Consider the following 18117-nt stretch of genomic DNA (forward strand, 5'->3'; position numbering starts at 1 on the left):
GAGCTTCCGCTCACATGTAACGTTCAGGTAACGCACCGGAAGCGTCCAGAAAGGCCCGGGAGACTCGGGGACTTGTGCCCGCCCGAACGGTCACGACGCGCCACCAGATGGCGCATTTCGCTGATACGGAACCCGGTCTTATATGCGCTCCCACACGTCTCTTCTGCCCGCACGTCGCACTCTTCGCCGCGCCGAACGCCGCCTCCGCCGCCGCCCGGTGCTGGTCGCCGCGACGCTCGCAGTAGGCGTGCTGGCCACCGCCGCGTTCAGCACGGCGACCCCTGCGTCGCAGGCCGAGGCGTCCGGTTCGCTGACCGATTTCACGCTGGCGTCGTACTCCACCGCCTCCGTCACGGCCGAGACCGCCGCCGCCCCGAGCGCCTTCGAGAAGACGGTCGCCGACGCGGATGCGGCGGTGACCGCCGCGACCACCGTCGCCGCCGACATCGCTGCGTCGGGTCTGGACGTGGGCACGCCCGACACGACCGTCGACACCACCGAGCTCGAGGGCGCCGTCGCTCAGTTGAAGCGCGCGCAGTCGCTCCCGGCCGAGTACACGACGGAGGTCACGGATGCTGTAACCACCCTCTCCGCTTCGGTCAACGAGCAGGCGCAGGGACTGCGCGGCAAGCTCGACGCCGCGATCGCCCTCGAGGCGCAGCGCCAGGCGGAGGAGAAGGCCCGCAAGGAGGCTGAGGCCGCCGCAGCCGCGGCAGCCGCCAAGGCCGCCGAGGAGGCCGCTGCGGCAGCCGCGGCGAAGAAGTCGTCGGCGCCGCGTTCGTCCGGCGGCAGCGCGCCCGTGTTCGCCACCGGCGGCGCCGTGGGCGGCACCAGCCCGGCCGACGCGCAGGCGACCGCCCGATCGATGCTCGGAGGCTACGGCTGGGGCGACGACCAGTTCGGCTGCCTCGTGTCGTTGTGGAACAAGGAGTCGGGCTGGAACTACCAGGCCTACAACCGCTCGAGCGGCGCGTACGGCATCCCGCAGGCCCTCCCCGGCAGCAAGATGGGCAGCGCCGGCGCCGACTGGCAGACCAACCCGGCGACGCAGATCTCCTGGGGGCTCGGCTACATCTCGGGACGCTACGGCAACCCCTGCGGCGCGTGGAGCCACTCGCAGTCGACCGGCTGGTACTGATCACAGCCGCCCAAGCTCATAGGCGATCCATAGCGCTCGCCTGACAGCCTCGAAGAGGGCACGTCCAGACTGTGGACGTGCCCTCTTCGTCGTCTCCGCCGTCGGTCGCGCCGCGCCTGCTGTACGTCGAGGACGAGGCCGAGATCGCCGGCATCGTCGTCGAGATGCTGGGCGACGAGTACGACGTCGACCACGCATCGACGGGCGAGGAGGGCCTGCGCCGCGCACTCGGGCGCCGCTATGACGTGATCGTCGTCGATCGCCGCTTGCCCGGGATGTCGGGCCTCGAACTCGTCGGCGCGGTCCGCACGGCCCGCATCGCGACGCCCGCGCTCATGCTCACGGCGCTCGGCGCGGTCGACGACCGCGTGGCCGGACTCGACGCCGGCGCCGACGACTACCTCGTGAAGCCGTTCGACTTCGCCGAGCTGCGCGCGCGGCTGCGGGCGCTGCGCCGCGGGCGCGGCGCCGGGGATCGCCGCGAGCTCGGAGACTGGGTGTTCACCCCCGCCTCGCAGGCGCTCTACTCCCCCGCCGACGGCCGCATCCCGCTCACGCAGGCGGAGTCCGACCTGCTGGAACTGCTGACCTCGAGCCCCGAGCACGTGTTCTCGCGCGACGAGATCCTCGCACACGTGTTCCCCGGAGGCTCGGCCGCCACCGTCGACACCTACGTGCACTACGTCCGCCGCAAGTCGACGCCCGAGATCATCGAGACGGTCCGCGCGCGCGGCTATCGCAGCGGGACGCCCCGATGAGCGAGCGGACGGATGCTGCGACCGCCGCCGACCGGCGGCGCGTGCAGCAGGCTGCCCTGCGTGCCGGGGTCTGGGTGGCCGTCGCCGCAGCGGCGGTCGTCGCGATCATCACGACCGTCATCGTCGCCGTGATGTTCGCGACCTCACGCCCCGAACACGGTCCGCCGCGCCCCCGCCCCGGCGGCGGCTGGGACGGACCGGGCGATCGGGTGATCGACCTCGACGACGTCGTTCCGCTCGCGATCCTGGTCGGGCTGATCGGCGTCGCCGCGCTGGGGTTCGTCGCCTGGTGGGCCTCCAAGCGGGCGGCGCAGCCGCTGGCGGACGCCCTCGAGGTGCAGCGCACCTTCGTCGCCGATGCCAGCCACGAACTCCGCACTCCCCTCACCACCCTGACCAGCCGCATCCAGCTCGCGCAGTATCGGGTCGAACGCGGCGGCGACGTCGACGCCGTCCTCGCCGATCTGCGCCGCGACGCGGCGGTGATGGACGCGGTGCTCACCGACCTGCTGCTCACGGCCGAGACCGCCGGCGCCCGCGCCGCCGACGACGACGCCGTGGCATCGGTCGCCGCCGCCGCGGGCGACGCGATCGCCGTCATCGAGCCGAGAGCCGTCGAGCGCGGCGTCGCACTCGTCGCCGAGGCATCCGCCGATCTGCACGTCGTCGCCGATCACACATCGCTGACGCGCGCGCTGATGGCACTGCTCGACAACGCGGTGCGCTACTGCCCCGCCGGCTCGACGATCACGGTCTGCGCACGACCCGCCGGCCGCCGCGTCGAGATCAGGGTCGTCGATGAGGGCAGCGGCATCGCCGGCATCGACCCCGAGCGACTGTTCGCCCGCTTCGCCCGTTCGAACGACGCGCCGGGCGGTGACGGGCGACGTGGCTTCGGACTGGGTCTCGCTCTCGTGCGCGACATCGTCACGCGCTTCGACGGCAGCGTGCGCGTGGAGAACACGTCGCCCGCCGGGACGACGTTCCTGCTGGTTCTGCCCTCGGGCGGCCGGCACACGCGGGAACGCTGAGCGTTCCGACGCCTGAACCTATGAGAATGCCCAGATCGACCGACTCTTTGAGCATTCTTGGAACCGCGGCGGGACAGTGTGGTCATGTCCGACAGCACCCCTGAGAAGCCCGCCGGCGCGCCCGACGAGGCCGCACCCACCGAGCCGGTCGCGCCCGATCCCACCCCTCCGGCCCCCACGCCCGCCCCCGCCCCCGCCCCCGCCCCCGCGCCCGCCACGGAGAAGGCGCCGTTCCTGCGGCGCACGTGGGTCAGGGTCACCGGTGCCGCGGTCGCCGCCGTCCTGCTCCTCGGCGTCGGCTTCGGCACCGGTTGGGCGGCGGGCAGCTCTCGCGGACCCGCCGGCGGCCCGGTCGGCTGGAACCAGGACGGCAACGCGCCGGGCCGGCCCGGAGACGGGTCGGGGCAGCGCGGCGGCCCCGACGACGGCTGGCAGTACGGCGGACCCGGTCAGGGTGACCCGCGCGGCGACGACTCCGACTCCGACTCCGAGACCGAATCCGACGGGTCCTGACCCTTCCCCCACCCGAGTCCTGACGAGCAGTCATCGCGACGATCGCGTCACCGACCGCACCGGCCGGCCTGCGGCATCCGGAGTCCCTGACGAAGAAGACGGTCCCGGTGGGTTTGCCCTCCCACCGGGACCATCGCGCGCTGACGGGAGACGGTACGGCGTCCCGAACGCCGAAGCTCGACCGCTGCGCGCTGAACTGCTCGTGTTGCTCCGCCAGGTTATGCAGGGGGACCAGAATGCGTCTGCCCGTTGACACACTCCGCGCCGGACTGATAACCGCAGCTGGCGCCCCTGAGAGGTCACTCCCCGCGCACCGCCACCACGACCTTCCCCAGGGCATGGCCCTCGCCGTGCCACGCGAGCGCCTCGCGCACCTCGTCGAGCGGGAACACGCGATCGATGTGCACCTGCACCTCTCCCGCCGCGCAGCGTTCGGCGACCGGGACGAATGCGGACGGCCCCTGCCGCACGAAGAGCACGCCCAGGTGCGTGCGGGTGAGAGCTCCGAGCAGCGCGCCGGCTGTCAGCATCCGTATCAGGGTCCTTGCGGTTCCGCCCACCATCACGCATCGGCCGCCCTTCGCGAGCGCGCGGGCGTAGGCGAACACCGAACGGCGGGCGACCAGGTCCACGATGAGGTCGTACGGCCCATGCCGCGTGAAGTCGTCGCGGCGATAGTCGATCACCTCGTCCGCACCGAGTGCGCGAAGGAAGTCGAGCTTGCCCGCGTTGTCGACCGCCGTCACGTGCACGCCCCGCTCGGCCGCGAGCTGGATCGCGAGGCTCCCCGAACCTCCGCCGGCGCCGTTGAGCAGCATCCGTGCTCCCGGCTTCGCCAGCGCGACGGCATGGGTCGCGATCGCCGCCGCCTGCGGAAGCGCGGCCGCCTCGGCGAAGGACAGCCCGGCGGGCTTCGGAGCGAGCATCGACTCCGGCACGGCGACGAACTCGGCGAACCCGCCATAGCGGGGCATGATGTCGCCGAACACCTCGTCGCCGACCGCGAATCGGCCGGCGCCCTCGCCGACGGCCGCGATCCGGCCGGCGATGTCGGAGCCGAGGATCCCTCGGCGGGGCCGGAACAGCCCGCCGAGCCGGGCGTACGCGGGACTGCCGTGCAGCCCCTCCCAGTCCGACAGGTTGATCGACGTCGCAACGACCTCCACGAGGACCTCGGCGGCGCCGGGCACCGGCCGGGGGACGTCGCGCAGCTCGAGCCGCTCCGGCGACCCGTATCGCTCGTACACGACCGCGCGCATGTCCCCATCGTTCCCGGCGCGAGGGGCCGCGCGCAACGGTCGTCCTGCCGGCGGCTGGGCGTCGCGCCGATCAGCCGCCGGAAGCGGGTGGCAGCAGCGGGCGCAGCGCCCTGCCGAGCACGTCAGCCATGTCGGCGCTGATGGCGGCGGTTAGGTGGTGCGAGTCGCGGTAGACCAGCGTGTTGCCGATGATCGGCGGACAGGCGTCGGCGTCGCAGAGGTACTCGTTGAGATCGACGAGCGGGACGCCGCGCTTCGCGGCCGCGGCCGTCTCGCCCTCACGCGCGGGCCCGTCGAGCGCGACAGTGCGTGGTTGCGCGCATGCCGCAGCGTCGGACAGGTGCGCCGACAGGCACGGCGCCGGATCCTCCCGCATGTCGGGGGTGTCGGCCATCATCGCGACGGGCGCGTCGATCGCGTCGAGCGTGCGGCCGAACGCCGCTGCCCACGTCTCGGCATCGTCGTCGACCCCCGGGGCGAGCTCGGGGTCGGTGAACGTCGCCACGAGCACCAGGGCGGGCGGCGAGGCGTTGATGCGGTCGATCACGGCATCGCGCCACTCGGGGCACTGCGGGTACGGCGCGCCCCGGCGCAGCGACTCGATGTCGGCGGCGGGGCAGGAGCTCTTGGTGTGCACCTCGACGGAGAACCCCGCCGAGCTCGCGAAGCCCTCGAGCGCCGGGAACCACTGCGCGGCGTGCGAGTCGCCGAAGAGCACGATGCGTGGTGCCGCGGGATCCCCGTAGACGCAGCCCTCGGCGTCCGTCGAGGCGATGTCCAGCATGCAGCCGTCGTCGTACACCTCAGCAAGACTGTCGCGCGCGTCCCGCAGCGCGGGCGCGAGGTTGTCGGGCACGAAGTCGGTGCCGCGCGGAGCGGAGGCGATGACGGTGCTCGACGCCGCGCGCTCGGCGTGCAGCGACCGGGTGTCTGCCACCGCATACGCGGCGCTGGCGAGCCCCAGGCACGCGAGCGAGCCGGCGAGCGCGCCCACCAGCGTCACGCGGGCCCGCCGCTTCGTGAGCAGCGGCGTCCGGCGCACGGGATCCTCCACGAACCGGTACAGCAGCCACGCCGCGGGCACGCACGCGATGGCGATGCCGAGCGTCGTCCACAGCGGCAGCTCCCCCGGAAGCGCGGTCCCGGGAAGCACGAGTGCCGGCCAGTGCACGAGGTACAGCGAGTACGAGATCGTTCCGAGGAAGACCATGCCCCGGGCCGACAGCATCCGTGTCGGTCCGCGGCGCGACTCGCCCGCTGCGATCACGGCAGCCGTGCCGAGCACGGGGAGCGCGGCCGCCGCACCCGGGAAGACCGTCTCGGACGAGAAGAGGAGGACGGATGCCGCCATCGCCGCGATGCCCGCCCAGCCCAGGGGCGCCGCCCATCGCTCCCCCACGATTCCGGGCCGCCGCTGCAGCAGCACGGCGACGAGTCCCCCGACGCCGAGCTCCCACGCCCGCGAAGGGAGCGAGAAGAATGCCCACGGCTGCGCGGCGAACGTGAGCCACACGCAGAGGGCGAACGACGCGGCCACCACCGCGACGAGCACACCCACGAGCGCTCGTCGCGACCGGACCAGCACCCATACCAGCGCGAGCAGCACCGGCCACAGGAGATAGAACTGCTCCTCGACGCCGAGCGACCAGTAGTGCTGGAACAGCGACGGGTTCGATGCCTCGGCGAGGTAGTCGGAGTTCGCCGAGGCGAAGAAGTAGTTCGGCACGTACAGCGCCGTGGCGACGGCCGCCGCCCACAGGTCCTTCATCAGCAGCGGCGGGTACCAGATGAGCGCGGCGGCCACCGAGAGCGTGAGCACGACGAACGACGCGGGGAGGATCCGTCGCGCACGTCGCGCGTAGAACTCCCCGAATCTCAGCGTGCCGTGGCTCTCGAGCTGTCCGAGGAGGTGGGACGTGATGAGGAAGCCCGAGATGACGAAGAACACGTCCACGCCGACGTAGCCGCCCGGCAGGAACGGCAGGCCCGCGTGATAGAGCAGGACCGAGCCGACTGCGATCGCACGCAGTCCTTGGATATCGGCGCGAAACCCCGAGTGGTCGGGCTGGGCGCGGGCTCGGTCCACCACGCGAGCGACTCTAGGTCGGCGAGGTGAACAGCTGACACCCCCTTGACGGGAGCGCGGCAGCACCCCACCATTCGGCCACGGATGCCTCGACCGATGGCGCCGTCGGGGACGCAGCTAGAGTCGAAGGGCCGCGCGGGTCGCGGCATCCCTCCCTTTAACCACCCCGTGCGGGCGCACCGGTGCGCGCGAAACCCGAGGAGCGCCCGTGTCCGCCGTCGCCGATTCCGCCGATCGCTACCGCAGCGAGCCGACCGTGCTGCAGGCGCTGCGGCGCCCTCGCCTCGTCACGCGCGAGGTCGTCGCCGGCCTCGTCGTCGCGCTCGCCCTCATCCCCGAGGCGATCGCGTTCTCGGTCGTCGCGGGCGTCGACCCGCGGGTGGGACTGTTCTCCTCCTTCGTGCTCGCCGTCGTCATCGCGTTCACCGGCGGGCGCCCGGCGATGATCACCGCCGCCGCGGGCGCGGTCGCGCTGGTGATCGCACCCGTCGCGCGCGAGTACGGCTCGGACTACCTCATCGTCACGATCGCACTGGCCGGCCTCATCCAGGTGCTGTTCGCGGTGCTGGGCGTCGCCCGGCTCATGAGGTTCATCCCCCGCAGCGTCATGGTCGGCTTCGTGAACGCCCTCGCGATCCTGATCTTCCTGTCGCAGATGCCGCAGCTCGTCGAGGTGCCCTGGGCGGTGTACGTGCTCGTCGCCGCAGGTCTCGGCATCCTGTTCGTCTGGCCGCGCATCACGCGCGCGATCCCCGCACCGCTCATCGCGATCACGGTGCTGACGGTGGTCGTCGTGGTGTTCGGCCTCTCGGCGGTGCCGAACGTCGCCGACCAGGGCGAGCTGCCCCGGAGCCTTCCGGAGCTCCTCATCCCGAACGTCCCGCTGACGTGGGAGACGCTGCAGATCGTCGCACCCTACGCGTTCGCCGCCGCGCTGGTGGGGCTCCTGGAGTCGCTGATGACCGCGAAGCTCGTCGACGACATCACCGACACCCACTCGCGCAAGACCCGTGAGGCGTGGGGACTCGGCGTCGCCAACATCGCCTCGGCGTTCTTCGGCGGCACCGGCGGCTGCGCGATGATCGGCCAGACGATGATCAACGTGAAGACGTCCGGCGGTCGCACACGGATCTCGACGTTCATGGCGGGCGTGTGGGTGCTGATCCTGGTCGTCGCTCTGGGCGACATCGTCGGGCTCATCCCGATGGCCGCGCTCGTCGCCGTGATGATCGTGGTGTCGGTCATGACGTTCGACTGGCACAGCATCCGTCCGTCGACGCTGAAGCGGATGCCGCTCAGCGAGACCCTCGTCATGCTCGTCACCGTGGTGGCCACGGTGTTCACGCACAATCTCGCCGTCGGCGTGATCCTCGGCGTGCTCGCCGCCATGGTGCTGTTCGCCCGCCGCGTCGCGCACTTCACGACCGTGACGCGCGAGGTCGACGGCGACACCGCCCGCTACCGCGTCGACGGCGAGCTCTTCTTCGCCTCGAGCAACGACCTCACCACGCAGTTCGAGTACGCCGCCGACCCGCGCCACGTCGTCATCGACCTCTCGCGCACCCACGTCTGGGACGCCTCGACGGTCGCCGCCCTCGACGCCATCGTCACGAAGTACGAGGCGCGCGGAACGACCGTCGAGCTGTACGGGATGACGGATGCTGCGGCGCGCTTCCACCGCCGCCTCAGCGGCGAGCTCGGCTCGGCCTGAGCCCGATCAGCGAGCAGCTCCCATGGCCACAGCTCGATCGGAAGAGCGTGGGCATGCAGACGTGCTGCCGACGCCTGCGCCGCACTGAGCCGCCCTCCGCGCTCGAGGCCACGAAGCGCGCTGTCCACTTCGATCGGGAGGACGGCCGGCGCATGCAGGCTCGCACTGCCGATCCGGCCCGCGAGCGTCGCCGTGCGTGCGGCTTGTGCTGCGACGAGCGCGACCACGACGCTCGCATCTACGACCAGGATGCCGGTTCACCCCTTGGTCGCCCGCACCCGATCGCAGCTGGGCGCGTGCAACGGAACTCACGGCGCGCTCCCAGGTTCGCGGGACCAAAACCCGTGAGCCATCCGTTCTCCTCTATGACGCCGCAGCCAGCCGCGTCCGACCTGGAGGAATCGTGAGCAACGAGTACCGCAAGACCCCTGAGGCGCTGAGCCGCCTCACCGACACCCAGTACCGCGTCACTCAGGAGGAGGGCACCGAGCCCGCCTTCCGCAACGCCTATTGGAACAACCACGAGCCCGGCATCTACGTCGACGTCGTCTCGGGCCAGCCGCTCTTCTCGTCGACCGACAAGTACGACAGCGGAACCGGATGGCCGAGCTTCACCAAGCCCATCGAGCCCGACGCCGTCTCGACCAAGAAGGACTGGAAGCTGCTGCTGCCGCGCACCGAGGTGCGCTCGTCGGGCGCCGACAGCCACCTGGGTCACGTCTTCTCCGACGGCCCCCGCCAGGCCGGCGGCCTGAGATACTGCATGAACTCGGCCGCACTGCGCTTCGTGCCCGCCTCGTCGCTCGAGGACGAGGGCTACGGCGCCTACCGACACCTCTTCACCACCGAGAACCAGGAGCACGCATCATGACCAGCGGTCCCTTCGACACCGGCGAGATCACCCGCACCCCCGGCACCGAGACGGCGGTCCTCGCCGGCGGCTGTTTCTGGGGCATGGAGGACCTCATCCGCCGCCAGCCCGGCGTGCTCGACACCCGTGTCGGCTACACCGGAGGCGAGAACGCGCACGCGACCTACCGCAAGCACCCCGGTCACGCGGAGGCGGTCGAGATCGTCTTCGACCCCACGAAGACCACGTACCGCGACATCCTGGCGTTCTTCTTCCAGATCCACGACCCCTCGACCCTGAACCGCCAGGGCAACGACATCGGCTCGAGCTACCGCTCCGCGATCTTCCCGCTCTCCCCCGAGCAGGCGGAGGTCGCGCGCGACACCATCGCCGACGTCGACGCGTCGGGTCTCTGGCCCGGCAAGGCCGTCACCACGATCGAGCCCGAGGGCCCGTTCTGGGAGGCCGAGCCCGAGCACCAGGACTACCTGATCCGCATCCCCAACGGCTACACGTGCCACTTCCCGCGGGCCGGCTGGGTGCTCCCCAAGCGCGCCGACGCGACGGCGTAGACAAGACGAGAAACGGATGCCGCGACCCGGCCGGGTCGCGGCATCCGTTCGTCCGTCCGGGTATCACGAGGTGCTTGAGCGCTCTCCTCACAGCATGCGGCGCAATCCGCGCCGCGAGGCCAAGGGAGAGCGATCGTGGCTGATGCGACGCTGCCGGCGCCACCGACCGTCGGCATCAAGATCCCCGAGGGCAGGTCGTGGATCGCCCTCGAGATCGGACGGATGCGGGAGGCTGCGCGTTCACGCGCGGCCGCGCGCAGGCGTGCGACTTCGCGGAAGAAGCCGATCGGGCTCCTCCACGTCGACGATGCGCAGTTCCAGAAGGCGGCCCTGATCGTCGCTGTGAGCGCCCCGCAGCAGTTCGGCAGGCTGGACGAGATCATCCTGCGCGGCCGCTTCGTCCTGTGCGGTGAAGACGTCGCCACGCTCGACGAACTCGTGCACGAGGCGGTGAGAATCGCCGCGATCGGCCTCGACGGGCCGGGCCCTCACCCCTCGGCGCTCACCGCGCTGGACGGCCGCATCCTCTACGCGGACGATTTCCTCCAGCGCAGAGAAGGCGAGATCGCGCGCCGACGGTACGCGCGAGGCCTGCTCGGCGGCGTCACGATGACGTTCTTCCTCCTCCTGCTCATCGGCGCGGGCGGCGCGGCGGTCATCACGCTGTGGCGCCATGGGCCGATGCCCGTGGACCAGAGCGAGGCTCTGCGCGATGTGCTGGTCGCCGTCGGAGCGGGCGCGGCGGGCGCCTGCGTGAGCGTCATGCTGCGCATGCACCGGATGCACAATCTGACGATCGAATCGGCGGCACGGGGTGCGGCGATGTACCGCATCTTCCTCGGCTGGTTCTTCGCCGCGGCCGTGGTGTTCTTCTTGAAGAGCGGCCTGCTCTCGGGCATCTTCACCGTCCCCGACGATCACATCGCGAGCTGGTTCTTCTGGGGCGCCGTCGGATTCCTGGCGGGGTTCAACGAACGCTGGGCGACGAACCTCATCTCACGCGGTCCGGGCAGCACGGCGGAGGGCGCCCACGGCCACCCGGCGCAGGACGCGTCCGACGCCGCGAAGCCGCCGACCACCTGAGCGTCAGCCGGCGGCTCGACCGGCCGCGAGCGACGTCTTGGAACCGGCATCGCTCACGAAGCGCCGTCGGTCTCCGGCCGCCCGACGCTCGACGACTCCGACTTGCGCGAGCCCGCCTCGAGCACGTCACCGGCGGGCAGCTCCTGGTGGCCGCCGAACTGCAGCCGCATGGCCGAGAGCACCTGGTTGGCGAAATGGTCCTCGCCGCGCGAGGCGAATCGTTCGAACAGGGATGCGGCGAGCACCGGCGCCGGCACCCCCGTGTCGACCGCTGCCTTGACCGTCCAGCGGCCCTCGCCCGAGTCCGAGACGCGGCCCGCGAGACCGTCGAGGGTGGGGTTGCCCTGGAGCGCCGCCGCCGTGAGATCGAGCAGCCACGACGAGATCACCGAGCCGCGGCGCCACAGCTCCGCGACCTTCGGGGTGTCGACCGTGAACTGGTAGAACTCGGGCTCCTCGAGCGGTGCGACCTCGGCGGAGTGCTCGGCTTCCTGAACACCGGCATCCGCGTGCTCCAGGATGTTGAGGCCTTCGGCGAGCGCCGCCATCACCCCGTACTCGATGCCGTTGTGCACCATCTTGACGAAGTGGCCCGCACCGGACGGGCCGCAGTGGAGGTAGCCCAGCTCCTCGGGGGCGAAGTCCCCGACGCGGCCGGGCGTGCGCTCGACGTCGCCGTTCCCCGGAGCGATCGTTCGCAGGATCGGCTCGATGCGGGCGAACGCCACGTCGGGCCCACCGACCATGAGGCAGTACCCGCGCTCGAGGCCGAACACGCCGCCGCTCGTGCCGACGTCGACGTAGTGGACCCCGCTCGCCTGCAGCGCGGCCGCGCGGCGCACGTCGTCGCGGTAGTTCGAGTTGCCGCCGTCGATGAGGATGTCACCCGGCTCGAGCAGCCCGGCGACCTCGTCCACGACTTCGCCGGTGAGCCCGGCGGGGATCATGAGCCAGACGGCGCGCGGTGCCTCGAGCTTCGACACGAGGTCGGCGAGGCTCTCGGATGCGACGGCGCCCTCACCCGCGAGAGCCGACACCGCATCCGGGCTGACGTCGTACACGACGCATTCATGACCGTCCCGCATCAGACGCCGGACGATGTTGCCGCCCATTCGGCCGAGGCCCACCATTCCCAGTTGCATCGTCGCTCCTCTGCTCGCCTGTCGAGGGCGCCGTGCGCGGGTGCCCGTGGTCGAGAGTCTAGGGAGCAGTCAGGTCCGGGTTGATGATGGTGCTGAACGCGAGGACGATGATGAGCGCGTTGAGGAAGAAGCTCGTCGTGGTGTGCCAGACCACGGTCCACCTCATCCGTGTCGTCACGACCTGCACGTCCGACACCGAGAACGTGGTGGCATTGGTGAACGAGAAGTACACGAAGTCCGCCAGCCGCGGGTTGCCCGTGCCGGGGAAGATCAGCGGCGGGCTCTCGGCGAGGCGGTACCGGCGGTCGTAGATGCGCGCGAAGCCCCAGTGGTACAGCCCCCACGACAGCAGCATCGCGAGGACGCCGACCGGCTCCACCCAGCCCGCCCAGTCCGGGTCGCCCCGCAGCACGACGATCTCGATGGCCGCGACGATTCCGACGATGCTCGCGAGGAAGGTCGCGGACACAGTGATCGCCGCGACGACCGGATGGGCGTCGAACTGCCCGACCCACCGCGGGGCGGCGATCCGGGATCGCTTCACACTGGCGCCGACGACGATCACGGATGCCAGCCAGTAGAGCCCGCCGAGCGCGCACCATGCGGCGAGCGCGTCAAGAGTGGGCTCGATGTCGTCCACGAGGAGGATCTGCAGCCCGAGCCAGATCAGGGCGAGCTGCACCAGCAGATCTGCGACCCGCACGATCACCGCCCAGACCACACGCACCCCCGAGGACGAGTTCCTGCGTGCCACCGTAGCCGGTCGGGAGCCTGCCCAGCCGGACGCGCGCCACCCGTATGCTCCGATCATGCGGATCGTGGTCTCGGGCACCCATGCCAGCGGGAAGAGCACCCTCATCGGCGACTTCTCGGCGACCCACCCCGAGTACGAGGTCCTCTCGGACCCCTACGAACTCCTGGATGAGGCAGGCGACGAACCCGATGCGGGAATGTTCCTCGCCCAGTTCGGCATCTCGGCCCGGCGCCTCACCGGATTCGAGCACGGCGCGAAGGTCATCGCCGAGCGCGGCCCCCTCGACTTCCTCGCGTATCTCACTGCCCTCGACGAGCTGGGTCGCGCGTTGCGCCCCGGCGGTACCCCGGCCCGAGCCGTCGAGCTCACCGTGGCCGCGATGGCGCACGTTGACCTGCTCGTGCTCCTGCCGCTCGGCGGAGACATCCGCGTGCCCGAGGACGAAGATCCGGAGCTGCGGGAGGCCATGGACGGTGCGCTGCTCGAGCTCTCGGACGACCCCGACCTGCTCGGTGACGCGCAGGTGATCGAGGCCACCGGCGACCCGACGGCCCGGCTGGCGCAGGTCGAGGCCGCGATCGCAGGCCTCGACGGTCGCTGACGCGCCGGGGCGCAGCATCCGTCACCCGATCTCGCGGGTCGACGTGACCTCAGTCGTGCGGGCCACGCCTGCCGGAGAAGCCGGCGAACAGTGCGTACAGCAGCGGCACGAGCGAGCCGATCATGAGCACCGTGCCGATCGTGAGGTCTTCGGCGCGCAGCACGGCTCCGCTGATCAGCAGCCCGGCAAACAGCACCGCCGCGACGACGCGCCGGATCATCCGCTCGAGACGACGCAGCCACCGGTCCAGCTTCGGCACGTCGGCGACGAGGCGACCGTCCTCGATGCGCGTGACCATGTCGTCCAGGCGACGCGGCAGGCGGGCCACGACACCGGCGGTGGATGCCGCCTCCTGCGCCAACGCCTTCGCGGCGTTGCCCCGCTCGTCGCGAAGCAGTCGCGCGGCATACGGCTCGACGGCGTCCCAGACGTTGAACGCGGGATCGAGCGAGCTGCACATCCCGCTGGTGAGCGAGACGGCGCGGATGATCAGCAGGAAGTTCTCGGGCAGCTGGAACGGCAGCGACCGCACGACGTCGCCGAACTCCTTCGCGAACTGCCGGAACTCGCGGGGGTCGACCTTCTGCAGCTCCGCGAACCCCATGCCGCCGAAGCGTGCGAACAGCGCCGTCATCGCGCGTTCGAGCTCGATCGTGTCGGCCGAGGGAAGCAGCACGCCGACGGCCCGGATGCTCTCGATCATCTGCGAGCTGTTGCGCGAGGCGACGGCGATCATGAGCCGCTGCAGGTTGTGCCGCAGCTTGTCGGGGACCTCGCCCATCATGCCGAAGTCGATGAAGGTGAGGGTCCACGGGTGCCGGGTGTCGCCGGCGGCCCTCGTGACCGGCGTCACGAAGATGTTCCCGGGGTGGGGATCGGCGTGGAAGAACCCGCGCAGGAAGAGCTGGTCGAACATCACGTTCGCGAACTCGACCGCGACCTGCGCCGGGTCGATGCCTGCGGCGCGGAGTCCGTCGACGTCGTTGATCTTGATCGCGGTGACGTCGGCGAGCGTCAGCACGCGGCGCGTCGTGCGCTCCCACGCGATCTCTGGCACCGTCACGCGCGGATCGCCGGTGAAATCCGTGGCGAACCGCTCCGCATTCTGGGCCTCGTGCAGGTAGTCGATCTCTTGACGGCTGGTGTGCGCGAACTCCTCCACCAGCGCGGGCAGGTCGACGTGATCGCGCACGACCCGCACGCGGGTGAGCCAGCCGGCCACGCGGCGCAGCGCCGCCAGATCGACGTCGACGATCTCCTCGATGCCCGGCCGCTGCACCTTGACGACGACGTCGGCGAACCCGGTCTCGGCCGCGTCGGCCGGCGTCAGCCGCGCACGGTGCACTTGGCCGAGGGATGCTGCGGCCACGGGCGTCTCGTCGACCCATTCGAACGCGCGGCCGAGCGGGATGCCCAGCTCCGCCTCGGCGAGGGCGCGGATCGCCGGGAAGGCGACCGGCGGGACCTCGTCCTGCAGCCCTTCCAGCTCCTTCGTGATCTCGGGCGGCAGCACGTCGAGCCGCGACGAGAGGAACTGGCCCACCTTGATCATGAGCCCGCCGTACTGGACGGCCAGCACGTGGAACCGGGAGGCGATGTTCTGGAGGCGGCGGGTGCGGCCGCGCGCGGCGAGCGCGCCGAAGCCGAAACGCGGCAGGATCAGCTCGTACCACCACGCCTGCGCGATGTACCGGCCGGCGAAGCGCAGGATCCGGCGGTAGCGGGCGCGCGGGTTCCCGACGTCGGCCATCGAAGCTCCTCGGACGGTGCTGTTCAGCGGTTAGGGGTGCCTGCGATCCCGGTCGCCCGGGATCGCGTGCCCCGCCGAACCCGCGGACTCGGGCCGACGCCGTCTGCCGGCACGCCGGCCGTCAGTCCTGAGCCAGGATCGAGTAGAGCTTACGCCGCGCGTCGTCGAGCACTTCGACGGCCTTGGCCACCTGCTCGGGCGTGCCGCTGCGGCCGACCGTCGCCGCCGCCTGCGCGAGCTTCGCGCCGGCCTTCGGAAGCGCGGTGCGTCCGGAGTCGCGCGACCCGGCCGCCTCCCACGGGGCCGACTGCCCCTCGGCGGCCGACGCCTCCGCACGGCCCGCCTCGGTGAGCGAGTAGGTCTTCTTGCCGTTCGATTCCTCGGCGGCGACGAGTCCTTCGTCGGCGAGCATCTGCAGCGTCGGGTACACCGAGCCGGGGCTCGGCTTCCACGCGCCGTCGCTGCGCTCCTCGATCTCCTGGATGATCTGGTAACCGTGCATCGGCTTCTCGGCGAGGATCGCGAGCACCGCTGCGCGCACGTCTCCCTTCGTGGCCCGCGGCGAGAAGCTCTTCTCGAACGTGTCTTTCAACTGATCCATCGCGTCCCAGAAGCTGCTCGGAAGCCCCGAGCCCTGCCCTGATGGACGCGAACCGAACCCCTGGAACGAACCGCTCATGACGACCTCCTGAACGAGTGTGTGCCGACACCCTGACGATACCTACCGATATATCGGTGAACAAGGGACGGGCCTGAGCGTTCGCTGTGCAGTCCGCAGCACGGATGCCGGAGCATCCGGGTGTCTCACCAGCCGAGCGAACCCGGCTCTCCCTTGAACGGGCCGACGACGTCGGGAGTGATCCACCCGCCGTAGAAGCGCCCGGGCTGGGGCACGGCCTCCACGCCGTCGAGCGTGCAGGCGTCCATCTCACGCGGGTACACCGCGACCCGGCCCGCGAGTTGCTCGAAACCCGGGGAAGGGCGCGGGTACGTCCACGCCGCGCGCGGGCGCACCTCTTCGCCTCCGCGCACGTCGAGATAGGCGGCACCGCCTTTGAACTCGCAGTACGAGGATCCCTCGCCGGGTGTGAGCGACCCCTCGGCGAATGCCTGGATCGGCAGATAGTAGACCGGCGGGTGGCTCGTCTCGAGAACACGGACGACATCGTCGGTGTCGACGATGACCTCGCCGCCCAGCCGTATCTGCACGCGGCGCCCGACCCGCTCGAGACGCGGCGGGCGCGGGTAGTCCCAGACAGATTCCTGGCCGGGTCCGGCGGGTAGGGGTTCGGGTCGCATGGCAAGCCTCCTCGCGGCGCCGGTCAGCGCCCGTACTCCTCGAGCCAGCGGAGCCAGACCTCGCTGATCGTCGGATACGACGGCACGGCGTGCCAGAGGCGCTCGACCGGAACCTCGCCCACGATCGCGATCGTGGCCGCGTGGAGCATCTCTGCGACGTCCTGCCCGACGAACGTGGCGCCGACGAGCACGCGGCGCTCCTCGTCGACGATCGCCCGCGCTCGGCCCTGATACCCGTCGGCGACCTCGCTCGCCCCCGCGATCCCGTACAGGTCGTAATCGATGACACGGATGCGGAGACCTGCCTCGCGCGCCGACTTCTCGGTGTGCCCCACCGCGGCGACCTCGGGATCGGTGAAGACCACCTGCGGCACCGCCGAGTGGTCGGCCGTGGCCACATGCCTCCCCCACGGGGCGTCGTCGACGTCGGCGGCCTTCGCGCGCGCGGCGATGACGTCGCCCGCGGCTCGGCCCTGGTACTTGCCCTGATGGGTGAGCAGTGCGCGGTGATTCACGTCGCCGACCGCGTACAGCCAGTCCACGCCGCGCACGCGGAGCGTGTCGTCGACGTCGAGCCACGAACCGGGCTCGAGCCCGATCACCTCGAGCCCGAGATCCTCCGTGCGCGGCACCCGGCCCGTCGCGACCAGCACCTCGGCTGCCCGCACCTCGGACCCGTCCGACAGCGCCAGCACCACGTCGCCGGCGTCGTCGCGGGAGACGCGCTCGACCTCGACGCCGGTCTTGACGGTGGTTCCGGCATCCGTCAGCGCCTTCTCGACGGCCTCGCCCGCGAAGGGCTCGACGCCTCCCAGCAGGCTGGAACGGGCGATCACGGTGACGGTGGAGCCGAACGACGCGTACAGGGTCGCCATCTCTGTGCCGACGGTGCCCCCGCCGAGCACCGCCAGCGACGCCGGAACGTCGTGCACGCCGGTGGCCTCGCGGCTCGTCCACGGCGCGACCTCGTGCAGCCCCGGTACGTCGGGCAGGAGCGCCGCCGAACCGGTGGACACCACGACCGCGTGGCGGGCGACCAGGTCGGTCTCCGTGCCGTCGGCACCGGTCACGGTGACCTCGCGCTCGCCGGCCAGGCGCCCGTGCCCGCGGACGAGATCGATGCCCGCGCCCCGGAGCCACTCGACCTGCGACGTGTCGTCCCAGTTGTGCACCAGTTCGTCACGGCGCACCAGGGTCCTGGCCACGTCGACGTTTCCTTTCACCGCCTCGGCGGCGCCCTTCACGCGCTGCGCGGCGCGCACCGCGGCGCCCGCGCGCAGCATCGCCTTCGAAGGGATGCAGGCCCAGTACGAGCACTCGCCGCCGACGAGCTCGTTCTCGACCACGACGACCGACAGGCCGCCCTGGGTCGCCCTGTCGGCGACGTTCTCGCCGACAGGACCGCCGCCGATGACGATGAGGTCGTACTCCCGAGCAGTCATGGGGTTCAACGTAGCGGCCCGCGATGACACCGGCGACGGCCTTGCCGTCAGCGGGCACAGGCGGAAGGATGGCGCAGGTTACGGCCTCTGTCCAGCGCCGCCGCCATGTCCGAGGGCTGTGGTTATCT

General features: G+C 71.2%; 17 protein-coding genes. 9 read left to right on the forward strand and 8 right to left on the reverse strand.

What is annotated here, in order from left to right; genetic code table 11:
* Nucleotides 1–142 precede the first annotated feature (142 nt).
* From AC3A46_RS04080 to AC3A46_RS04095, 4 genes are all read left to right on the forward strand, one after another.
* Nucleotides 143–1138 (forward strand): aggregation-promoting factor C-terminal-like domain-containing protein, encoded by a 996-nt coding sequence (locus AC3A46_RS04080; RefSeq protein ID WP_487663932.1) that lies wholly within the window; start codon nucleotides 143–145, stop codon nucleotides 1136–1138.
* 77 nt (nucleotides 1139–1215) lie between these two features.
* The gene (locus AC3A46_RS04085) at nucleotides 1216–1896 is read left to right on the forward strand and encodes a response regulator transcription factor (RefSeq protein ID WP_487663933.1); all 681 of its coding nucleotides are present in this window, start codon (nucleotides 1216–1218) and stop codon (nucleotides 1894–1896) included.
* Nucleotides 1893–2927 (forward strand): sensor histidine kinase, encoded by a 1035-nt coding sequence (locus AC3A46_RS04090; RefSeq protein WP_487663934.1) that lies wholly within the window; start codon nucleotides 1893–1895, stop codon nucleotides 2925–2927. Before AC3A46_RS04085 ends, AC3A46_RS04090 begins: the two co-directional genes overlap by 4 nt.
* 84 nt (nucleotides 2928–3011) lie before the next feature.
* Nucleotides 3012–3440 carry a hypothetical protein gene (locus AC3A46_RS04095; RefSeq protein ID WP_487663935.1) on the forward strand — a complete coding sequence of 143 codons (429 nt, stop codon included), beginning with the start codon at nucleotides 3012–3014 and terminating at the stop codon, nucleotides 3438–3440.
* A 299-nt stretch (nucleotides 3441–3739) separates the two neighbouring features.
* Here AC3A46_RS04095 and AC3A46_RS04100 read toward each other — a convergent pair whose 3' ends face one another.
* The gene (locus tag AC3A46_RS04100) at nucleotides 3740–4699 is read right to left on the reverse strand and encodes an NAD(P)-dependent alcohol dehydrogenase (protein WP_487663936.1); all 960 of its coding nucleotides are present in this window, start codon (nucleotides 4697–4699) and stop codon (nucleotides 3740–3742) included.
* A gap of 70 nt (nucleotides 4700–4769) precedes the next feature.
* Nucleotides 4770–6788 (reverse strand): acyltransferase family protein, encoded by a 2019-nt coding sequence (locus AC3A46_RS04105; protein ID WP_487663937.1) that lies wholly within the window; start codon nucleotides 6786–6788, stop codon nucleotides 4770–4772.
* Between the two features lie 205 nt (nucleotides 6789–6993).
* Here AC3A46_RS04105 and AC3A46_RS04110 point away from each other — a divergent pair, with 205 nt between their 5' ends.
* The 4 genes from AC3A46_RS04110 (at nucleotide 6994) to AC3A46_RS04125 (ending at nucleotide 11001) form a co-directional block, all read left to right on the forward strand.
* Nucleotides 6994–8496 carry a SulP family inorganic anion transporter gene (locus AC3A46_RS04110; RefSeq protein ID WP_487663938.1) on the forward strand — a complete coding sequence of 501 codons (1503 nt, stop codon included), beginning with the start codon at nucleotides 6994–6996 and terminating at the stop codon, nucleotides 8494–8496.
* Between the two features lie 403 nt (nucleotides 8497–8899).
* Nucleotides 8900–9367, forward strand: a complete 468-nt coding sequence (msrB, locus tag AC3A46_RS04115; protein ID WP_487663939.1) for a peptide-methionine (R)-S-oxide reductase MsrB — start codon at nucleotides 8900–8902, stop codon at nucleotides 9365–9367.
* Nucleotides 9364–9918 (forward strand): peptide-methionine (S)-S-oxide reductase MsrA, encoded by a 555-nt coding sequence (msrA, locus tag AC3A46_RS04120; protein ID WP_487663940.1) that lies wholly within the window; start codon nucleotides 9364–9366, stop codon nucleotides 9916–9918. Before msrB ends, msrA begins: the two co-directional genes overlap by 4 nt.
* 135 nt (nucleotides 9919–10053) lie before the next feature.
* Nucleotides 10054–11001, forward strand: coding sequence for a hypothetical protein (locus AC3A46_RS04125; RefSeq protein WP_487663941.1), 948 nt, complete (start codon nucleotides 10054–10056; stop codon nucleotides 10999–11001).
* A gap of 53 nt (nucleotides 11002–11054) precedes the next feature.
* Here the strand turns inward: AC3A46_RS04125 and gnd are convergent, their stop codons facing one another.
* Nucleotides 11055–12143, reverse strand: a complete 1089-nt coding sequence (gnd, locus tag AC3A46_RS04130; protein ID WP_487663942.1) for a phosphogluconate dehydrogenase (NAD(+)-dependent, decarboxylating) — start codon at nucleotides 12141–12143, stop codon at nucleotides 11055–11057.
* A 58-nt stretch (nucleotides 12144–12201) separates the two neighbouring features.
* Nucleotides 12202–12897, reverse strand: coding sequence for a DUF1345 domain-containing protein (locus tag AC3A46_RS04135; RefSeq protein ID WP_487663943.1), 696 nt, complete (start codon nucleotides 12895–12897; stop codon nucleotides 12202–12204).
* Between the two features lie 55 nt (nucleotides 12898–12952).
* Here AC3A46_RS04135 and AC3A46_RS04140 point away from each other — a divergent pair, with 55 nt between their 5' ends.
* Nucleotides 12953–13498 (forward strand): DEAD/DEAH box helicase family protein, encoded by a 546-nt coding sequence (locus AC3A46_RS04140; RefSeq protein WP_487663944.1) that lies wholly within the window; start codon nucleotides 12953–12955, stop codon nucleotides 13496–13498.
* A gap of 49 nt (nucleotides 13499–13547) precedes the next feature.
* On the opposite strand, the gene AC3A46_RS04145 is transcribed toward AC3A46_RS04140, so the two are convergent.
* From AC3A46_RS04145 to AC3A46_RS04160, 4 genes are all read right to left on the reverse strand, one after another.
* A complete protein-coding gene (locus AC3A46_RS04145; protein WP_487663945.1) occupies nucleotides 13548–15248 on the reverse strand; it encodes an ABC1 kinase family protein in 1701 nt (566 codons plus the stop codon).
* Nucleotides 15249–15369: 121 nt separating this feature from the next.
* Nucleotides 15370–15927 (reverse strand): PadR family transcriptional regulator, encoded by a 558-nt coding sequence (locus AC3A46_RS04150; RefSeq protein WP_487663946.1) that lies wholly within the window; start codon nucleotides 15925–15927, stop codon nucleotides 15370–15372.
* Nucleotides 15928–16052: 125 nt separating this feature from the next.
* Nucleotides 16053–16547, reverse strand: a complete 495-nt coding sequence (locus AC3A46_RS04155; RefSeq protein ID WP_487663947.1) for a DUF427 domain-containing protein — start codon at nucleotides 16545–16547, stop codon at nucleotides 16053–16055.
* A gap of 23 nt (nucleotides 16548–16570) precedes the next feature.
* Entirely contained in the window at nucleotides 16571–17989 is a 1419-nt protein-coding gene (locus AC3A46_RS04160) for a dihydrolipoyl dehydrogenase family protein (RefSeq protein WP_487663948.1), read from the reverse strand.
* Between the last annotated feature and the right edge of the window lie 128 nt (nucleotides 17990–18117).

The organism is Microbacterium sp. Soil_C_42 (genome assembly GCF_057656735.1).

Coding starts and splice junctions, on each gene's coding strand:
- AC3A46_RS04080 (WP_487663932.1), top strand. CDS start 143: ATGCGCTCCCACACGTCTCTTCTGCCCGCACGTCGCACTCTTCGCCGC.
- AC3A46_RS04090 (WP_487663934.1), top strand. CDS start 1,893: ATGAGCGAGCGGACGGATGCTGCGACCGCCGCCGACCGGCGGCGCGTG.
- AC3A46_RS04095 (WP_487663935.1), top strand. CDS start 3,012: ATGTCCGACAGCACCCCTGAGAAGCCCGCCGGCGCGCCCGACGAGGCC.
- AC3A46_RS04100 (WP_487663936.1), bottom strand. CDS start 4,699: ATGCGCGCGGTCGTGTACGAGCGATACGGGTCGCCGGAGCGGCTCGAG.
- msrA (WP_487663940.1), top strand. CDS start 9,364: ATGACCAGCGGTCCCTTCGACACCGGCGAGATCACCCGCACCCCCGGC.
- gnd (WP_487663942.1), bottom strand. CDS start 12,143: ATGCAACTGGGAATGGTGGGCCTCGGCCGAATGGGCGGCAACATCGTC.
- AC3A46_RS04140 (WP_487663944.1), top strand. CDS start 12,953: ATGCGGATCGTGGTCTCGGGCACCCATGCCAGCGGGAAGAGCACCCTC.
- AC3A46_RS04145 (WP_487663945.1), bottom strand. CDS start 15,248: ATGGCCGACGTCGGGAACCCGCGCGCCCGCTACCGCCGGATCCTGCGC.
- AC3A46_RS04150 (WP_487663946.1), bottom strand. CDS start 15,927: ATGAGCGGTTCGTTCCAGGGGTTCGGTTCGCGTCCATCAGGGCAGGGC.
- AC3A46_RS04155 (WP_487663947.1), bottom strand. CDS start 16,547: ATGCGACCCGAACCCCTACCCGCCGGACCCGGCCAGGAATCTGTCTGG.
- AC3A46_RS04160 (WP_487663948.1), bottom strand. CDS start 17,989: ATGACTGCTCGGGAGTACGACCTCATCGTCATCGGCGGCGGTCCTGTC.